Origin of the sequence: Granulicatella sp. zg-84 (assembly GCF_010892375.1) — a bacterium.
In the GTDB taxonomy this organism is placed as follows: Bacteria; Bacillota; Bacilli; order Lactobacillales; family Aerococcaceae; genus WM01.
This window is the reverse complement of sequence record NZ_WNJX01000047.1, coordinates 1-7,658: the sequence shown is the minus strand read 5'-3', so window position 1 is coordinate 7,658 and position 7,658 is coordinate 1. Positions and strand designations below refer to the sequence as shown.

Annotated in this window: 8 protein-coding genes and 1 riboswitch; of the genes, 5 read left to right on the top strand and 3 right to left on the bottom strand. The window is 33.8% G+C overall.

The window, feature by feature from the left end:
• The coding region (locus GMA06_RS07885; protein WP_205426289.1) for a transposase at nucleotides 1–339 on the top strand (339 nt) is incomplete at its 5' end.
• Nucleotides 340–599: 260 nt separating this feature from the next.
• Here the strand turns inward: GMA06_RS07885 and GMA06_RS07880 are convergent.
• Together GMA06_RS07880 and GMA06_RS07875 are read right to left on the bottom strand one after the other, a co-directional pair.
• Nucleotides 600–1,109, bottom strand: a complete 510-nt coding sequence (locus GMA06_RS07880) for a QueT transporter family protein (protein WP_163562256.1) — start codon at nucleotides 1,107–1,109, stop codon at nucleotides 600–602.
• 3 nt (nucleotides 1,110–1,112) lie between these two features.
• A riboswitch (PreQ1 riboswitch) is annotated at nucleotides 1,113–1,157 on the bottom strand.
• Nucleotides 1,157–1,699 (bottom strand): thioredoxin family protein, encoded by a 543-nt coding sequence (locus GMA06_RS07875; RefSeq protein ID WP_163562255.1) that lies wholly within the window; start codon nucleotides 1,697–1,699, stop codon nucleotides 1,157–1,159. (Overlaps the previous riboswitch by 1 nt.)
• Before the next feature lie 128 nt (nucleotides 1,700–1,827).
• Between GMA06_RS07875 and tkt the strand changes: the two genes are divergently transcribed.
• From tkt to GMA06_RS07855, 4 genes are all read left to right on the top strand, one after another.
• Nucleotides 1,828–3,801, top strand: a complete 1,974-nt coding sequence (gene tkt / locus GMA06_RS07870) for a transketolase (RefSeq protein WP_163562257.1) — start codon at nucleotides 1,828–1,830, stop codon at nucleotides 3,799–3,801.
• 277 nt (nucleotides 3,802–4,078) lie between these two features.
• Nucleotides 4,079–5,431 carry a Trk system potassium transporter TrkA gene (gene trkA, locus GMA06_RS07865; protein ID WP_163562254.1) on the top strand — a complete coding sequence of 451 codons (1,353 nt, stop codon included), beginning with the start codon at nucleotides 4,079–4,081 and terminating at the stop codon, nucleotides 5,429–5,431.
• Nucleotides 5,432–5,444: 13 nt separating this feature from the next.
• A complete protein-coding gene (locus GMA06_RS07860; protein WP_163545508.1) occupies nucleotides 5,445–6,917 on the top strand; it encodes a TrkH family potassium uptake protein in 1,473 nt (490 codons plus the stop codon).
• A gap of 60 nt (nucleotides 6,918–6,977) precedes the next feature.
• A complete protein-coding gene (locus GMA06_RS07855) occupies nucleotides 6,978–7,367 on the top strand; it encodes a hypothetical protein (protein ID WP_163545509.1) in 390 nt (129 codons plus the stop codon).
• 16 nt (nucleotides 7,368–7,383) lie between these two features.
• Here GMA06_RS07855 and GMA06_RS07850 read toward each other — a convergent pair.
• Nucleotides 7,384–7,658, bottom strand: a 275-nt coding sequence (locus tag GMA06_RS07850; protein WP_205426285.1) for a transposase, incomplete at its 5' end; no start/stop codon positions are given.

The following is a 7,658-nucleotide window of genomic DNA, read 5'->3' as shown; positions in this document are numbered from 1 at the left end:
GAGAAAAAGATATTTTCTGTGATTGGGTATAGACGTTTTCATCGCAATCCTGACCATAAGTTTTTTCGATATGATTCATCTAGAGATTGTTTTACGGATACACGTACGGGAGAAATTTATACCTACAGAAACATTGATAGACAAGGATATAAACAGTATCGTATAAGCGATAACAGTAATAAACGGATACTACGTCGCGCGATAGATGCTGATGTATACGATAGATGTCGTGAACGTCGATTATCTACGTTTGGGAAAGCACTATATAAACGACGGAAAGAAACGATTGAGCGTAGCTTTGCAGACTCTAAACAAAATCATGGGTATCGGTTTGCATAATATAGAGGGGTAGCCAAGATGCAGCAGTACACTTGGTTATCTTGTGCTGCCCAAAACATGAAAAAAATGGCAATTCTACTCACGAGAGATAGCCATTTTTTACAATATAGTTCTTTATTTATCATTTTTAAATGCAAAATCCAACGTATTTTTCAAAACTGGAGAAATACGTTGGATTTTTTATCGCTATTGTCAACAGTCTGAGGGTGCGAACCAAAAACTTGAGTTTTTGGTTCGCACCTTTAATTGTATAAATGAAATTATCCTATATATTTTTTCAAATCTATTTTTTTATCAAGAGTATATAATAAAATACCGCTAGCTGTCATAATAATCAATTCGCTTAAGACAAGTGGTCCATATAAAGTGAAGAATGCTTCTTCAGCTTGTCCAATATAGATGATTAAAAATGTAATAGGTATCATACCGACAAAAGAAAAATTTAGTGTATTAAAAATAAAACGCCCGAGTTTAGATTTAATAAATTTGAATGCCGCAATGGAAAGAACGGAGCATAGTAATGTAGCACCTGTTCCAAAAATAACGTCGTAAATACCAAATGTTGAAAAAGAATTAACAATAGCAACACCGATACCTAATGAAATAATATATTTTTTGTTGTAAATCAATAAATGATTTAAAAATTCAGAAATACGGAATTGAATGGCTCCGTATGCCATAGAAATAACAGGTGTTCCCAATGTTAAAGCAACATAAACACCTGCCATTAAAGCAAGATAAACTTGCTCTTTAATAGACAACTTTTTCATAGAATCCTCCTAGTTTTTTTTCGTGGGATGGTTGCGAACCACGTTGATTACGGTTGGAACGATTGTTTATCCAACCAATCACTTAATTGTTTTGGAGTAATACCTTGCATTTCTTCAAAATCTAATTTATCCGTTATGACACCTTTTTCTACTTTAGCGACAACGGGCGTACCGCTAATGTGATAAGTTTGTTTAAATACTGTCCATTTTTCTTTGTCTTGATGAACCGGCAAGACATTGACATAAAAAATAGATGAGTGTAATTGTCTTCTTTGAATCTCTTTTATAAAGAAAGGCTCAAAAAATTGACAATCAGCACATGTTGGTCTACCAATGTAGACATAAAATGTGTCTTGATTTGCCATTTTTTCTTCAAATGTACTCGGTAATAAGCTATTTAATGTATAGTAGACATCACTATATTTTTCTTGTATGTGCTGTCGTTCCATTTCTTTTTTGTCAATCATTTCTTGTTTTTCATGCAATAAAGCTGTTGCTTTATCGTGTTGACGAAAGAGATTAAAAATAAGTGAAAGACTAATGAGGACAAAGAAGATACTGATGTAATAAGGAATAAACGTTTTTTTCATTTAGGTAACCTCCATGTAACAGTATACGTTTTTTTTATAAATTTTCAACTTATAAATAGAATATATCCTCAATGTTGTGATAAAATAGATGTGTATATCACTATTCGACTAGGAGGAATTTTTTTATGGTGTCTACAAAATCAGTAAATGCAATACGTTTTTTAGGAGTTGATGCTATCAATAAAGCAAAATCAGGACACCCTGGTGTTGTTATGGGAGCGGCTCCAATGGCGTATGCTCTTTATGCAAATCATTTCCATGTTAATCCAGAGCAACCTAAATGGTTCAACCGTGATCGCTTTGTATTATCTGCGGGACATGGTTCAGCATTATTATACGCTTTATTGCATTTAAGCCAATTTAAAGATGTTACGATTGATGAATTAAAACAATTCCGTCAATTACATTCTAAAACACCAGGACACCCTGAGTATGGCTATACACAAGGGGTTGATGCTACATCTGGTCCATTAGGGCAAGGTATTTCTACAGCTATTGGTATGGCTGTTGCAGAGCGTTATTTAGCTGCACAATATAATAAACCAGAATTTCCTGTTGTAGATCATTACACATATGCTATTTGTGGTGACGGTGATTTTATGGAAGGGGTTAGTGCAGAAGCAAGTTCTTATGCAGGACAACAAAAATTAGGAAAACTAATTGCTTTATATGATTCAAATGATATTTGTTTGGACGGTAAAACAGAAGATGCTTTAACAGAAAGTGTACGTAAAAGATACGATGCATACGGTTGGCATACACTTTTAGTTGAAGACGGAAATGATGTAGAAGCATTGTCAAAAGCAATTGAAGAAGCAAAAAAAGATCCACGTCCATCGTTAATTGAAGTAAAAACAATTATTGGTTTTGGTTCTAAAAAACAGGGCACAAATGCTGTGCACGGTGCTCCTTTAGGTGAGGAAGACACAGCGTATGCACGTGAACAATTAGGTTGGGACTATGCTCCATTTGAAGTACCAGAAGATGTTTATGCTGATTTTGATGAACATGTTGTCAAACGTGGAAAACAAGCCTATGACAAATGGATAGATTTAGTTGAAAAATATAAAGCTACTTATCCAGAATTAGCACAAGCATTTGACCGTGTTGTAAACGATGATGTGTTAACAGAATTAAAAGAAAATGATTTTCCGGTATATGAAGTTGGTTTTAATCAAGCGACACGTAATTCGTCACAAGATGCCTTAAATGCGATTGCTAAAGTATCTGCACAATTTTTAGGTGGTTCTGCTGACTTAGCACATTCTAATATGACATACATTAAAGAAGATACATTACAAGACGATACAAATCGTACACAACGTAATATTCAGTTTGGTGTTCGTGAATTTGCGATGGGAACTATTTTAAATGGGATGACTTTACACGGAGGTGTACGTGTGTATGGTGGCACATTCTTCGTCTTTAGTGACTATCTAAAAGGTGCTATTCGTTTAGCAGCTATTCAAAAATTGCCAGTTACGTATGTCTTTACACATGACAGTATTGCCGTAGGGGAAGACGGCCCAACACATGAACCGATTGAGCATTTAGCAGCATTAAGAGCATTACCGAATATAAATGTTATTCGTCCGGCAGATGCAAGAGAAACACAAGGAGCATGGTACTTAGCAGCAACATCAACACAAACGCCAACAGCATTGGTGTTAACAAGACAAGCATTACCTGTACTAGAAAATACATCTTTTGAAAATGTATCAAAAGGTGCGTATGTTGTCTATGAAACAAGTGAAACACCAGACTATTTATTATTAGCATCTGGTTCAGAAGTATCATTGTGTATTGAAGCAGCTAAAGTGTTAAAAGAAGAAGGCAAAGCTGTACGTGTTGTCAGCATGCCATGTTTTGAATTATTTGACAAACAATCTGCTGATTATAAAGAAAGTATTTTACCAAGCAATGTGACAAAACGTTTTGCTGTTGAAATGGCTGCAACAATGCCATGGTATAAATATGTAGGTTTACAAGGATCTGTTTTAGGGATTGATAGTTTTGGAGAAAGTGGTCCAGCAAATGATTTATTAAAACACTTCGGATTTACAGTTGATAATGTGGTTGAACAAGTGAAAAAATTAGGATAATAAAAACCTAACTTAAAAAATAAGATTATATTTATATACACTAAGTGGTGAACGGATGCTTAAATTATCCGTTCACCACTTTTGTTAAATTATCGTGAGATTATATGTGATTCTTATAAAGCAAACAGACATGTGTTATGTTGATGTGTTGAAGTGAATGAGATAGATAGTATTTTTAATAAAATGATGAAAACTATCACATAAGTAGTAGCTTTTTTATAGTCTTAGTGGTATGATGTGCCAATAATATCATTCGAAAAGAGTTGAATAAATTAAAATGGACATTGTAATTGTTGGTGCTGGAAAAGTTGGTCAAACATTATGCGAAGAATTATCGCAAATTCATAATGTGGTGATGATTGACTTATCATCAAATTTAGTAGATGAACTAATGAATAAATACGATATTACAGGTATGGTTGGAAATGGGGCAAGTATTGACACGCAAAAAGAAGCTGGTGTGGAACATGCGGATATTTTTATTGCAGCAACAGATTCAGATGAAGTCAATTTAATTTCTGCTACTTTAGCGAAAAAACTAGGTGTACGACATACCGTATCTCGTGTACGAAATCCAGAATATGCAAAACAACTAGACTTTATGAGAAATGCGCTAGGTATTTCTTTAATTATCAATCCAGAAATGGCAGCGGCAATGGATATTGCTAGAGCAATTCGCTATGCCTCAGCATCAAATGTTGAAACATTGGCAGGAAATAGAGCCTCTCTTGTTGAGGTAGACATCACAGACAAATCTACCTTAAATGGTTTGAGTTTAAGTGATTTTAGAACAAAATATGGTTCTGTTTTAGTTTGTATTATTGATAGAGATGGCGATGTCTTTATTCCATCTGGTAGTGATACATTACAAGCTAACGATAAAATCTATGTGGCAGGATTGCCAAAGGATATGACGACGTTTCATCGACAAATTGGGAACAGTGAAAAAGCCATTAAATCTGTTTTTGTTTTGGGCGGTGGGAAAATTGCATATTATTTATTCAAATTGTTAGAGCATACACACATGGATATGAAAGTTATTGAACATAATTTAGAAAAATGTGAACAATTAAGTGCGGAATATCCAGCATTAAAAGTCATTCATGCAGACGGAACAAATCCGGATATTTTAGATGAACAAGGTTTAGAAAATTATGATGCTTTTGTGTCTTTAACAGGAGTTGATGAAGAAAATTTAATTGCGTCTATTTATGCAGATAAAAAAGGTGTACGTAAAGTTATTACGAAAATGAGCCGTACAAATATTTTAAAAGTATTAGATACAAAACAATTAAAGAAAATTGTAACACCTAAAAACTTGATTGCTAGTCAAATTTCTCGATTTGTTCGTTCACGTGCCAATGCACAAGGTTCACGTGTTGAAGCGTTGTATCGTGTTGCACAAGGTAAGGTTGAAGTACTCATGTTTAAAGTATCTGAACAGTGTCATATTTTAGATAGACAAATTAAAGATATGCCATTGAAGAAAAATTTATTGATTGCGTATATTTTAAGACAAGGAAAAATTATTTATGCGAATGGACGAGATAGTTTACAAGCAGATGATAAAGTCATTGTTATTACAACAAATAAACATTTTTCTGATTTAGAAGATATTTTGGATAAATAGGCAGGCTCAGAAGATGAATCGAAAAATTATTATTTATTTAATAGGAAAATTATTACTAGTTGAAGCATTATTATTATTGGCACCACTTTTTGTATCCCTAATTTATCAAGAAGATTGGAAATACATATCGGCTTATTTAATGACCATAGGATTATTACTCTCATTAAGTTGTATCATGTCATTAAAAAATCCAAAAGGCATTACACTACGTGCTAGAGATGGTGCTGTTATTGTCGCATTGGGTTGGATTTTACTCGCCTTTTTTGGAGGTTTGCCATTTGTCTTTTCAGGAGATATTCCATCTCTTGTCGACGCATTTTTTGAAACAGCAAGTGGATTTACGACAACTGGTTCCAGCATTTTAACAACACTAGCTCCATTGTCCAAATCAAATTTATTTTGGAGAAGTTTTACTCACTTAATCGGCGGTATGGGTGTGCTTGTTTTTACGTTAGCAATTTTGCCAGATTCTAAAGCAGATTCCGCACAATTACTGCGAGCTGAAGTTCCCGGACCTGTTTTTGGAAAACTCGTATCGAAATTAAGCGATACAGCACGTATTTTATATGCGATTTATTTATCTTTAACACTTATTTTAATACTTATTTTAGTATTAGGTGGCGTACCGCTATATGACTCAATGCTATTATCATTCGGTACAGCAGGAACAGGTGGTTTTGCCATTAACGATGCAGGATTTTCTATTTATGCCAATCCAGCTTTTGTTGAATACGTGATTGGTATTGGTATGCTTATATTTGGTATTAACTTTAATTTATTCTTTTTAATGATGATTGGTTATGCCAAAGCTGCTTTTAAAGATGAAGAGTTACATTACTATTTAGGTATCGTTATTATTGCCATTTTACTGATTACGCTATCTTTAGCACCAAATTGGGCTACGCTAGAAGAAACGTTTAGACATGTGTTGTTTACAGTAGCATCTATTGTAACGACAACGGGATATGCAACAGCTAACTTTGGAGAATGGACATTGTTTGCTCAAGTGATTGTGTTAATTTTAATGTTTATTGGCGGCTGTGCAGGTTCTACGGCAGGGGGTATGAAAGTATCTCGTATTGTGATGTATATAAAAGAAGCTGTTTCTGAAATGAAGCGTTTAGGGCATTCAAACCGTATTGTAACGACAAAATTCAATGGGAAAGCATTACGAAAATCAGATAGTACAAAAGTATCGAATTATTTACAAATATATCTATTAACCTTTATTCTTTTATTGATTTGTGTGTCTATTGAAGCCCCAGATTTTCTAACGGCATTTTCAAGTGTTGCAGCAACATTTAATAATATAGGCCCTGGATTAGCAGCGGTTGGTCCTATTTCTAATTTTGCATTTTACTCGGATATGACAAAAATCATTTTATCGTTGAGTATGATAGCAGGACGTTTGGAAATATATCCAATTATTATTTTATTGGCGCCATCAACGCTTAAAAAATTATTTAAAGGAAATAAAGCTCATTAGTATGAACTGATGAGCTTTTTTTGATATAATAAGAAAAAGTACTCTAAGGAGTGGAAACGAATGAAAATAGTAAAAAAAATTATTTTAGTATTAGGTGGATTAAGTGCTGTAGGATGGATTTTTACCCTTTTGTCAGCATATCATATCTTACCAGAAATAGCTCATTCCTTTATGCTTATACAAGGGACAGTCGTTCTGACTGGGATGACGTGGCTATTATATTTAGGAGTTGGGTTATCGAATGTTTTTTATGCAAGAAAACATGAGATACACGTGGAACAAACGACAAAATTGACGACACGTATTGTATCGTATGCGATATATGCATTGATATATTGCCTTTTGAAAAAGTTAAGTGTACAAGACTTTTTTGCCTATTTTCTCATGATGTGTGTCTTATTTTTACCAAGCGCTTTTCTATTCCCTTATTATCTCTTAAAAAGAAATTAGCATCTTTTATAGATGCTCAGATTGTTGACAATAGCGATAAAAAATCCAACGTATTTTTCCAGTTTTGAAAAATACGTTGGATTTTACATTTAAAAATGATAAATAAAAAACTATATTGTAAAAAATGGCTATCTCTCGTGAGTAGAATTGCCATTTTTTTCATATTTTGGGCAGCACAAGATAACCAAGTGTACTGCTGCATCTTGGCTACTCCTCTATATTGTGCAAACCGATACCCATGATTTTGTTTAGAGTCTGCAAAGCTACGCTCAATCGTTTCTTTCCGTCGTT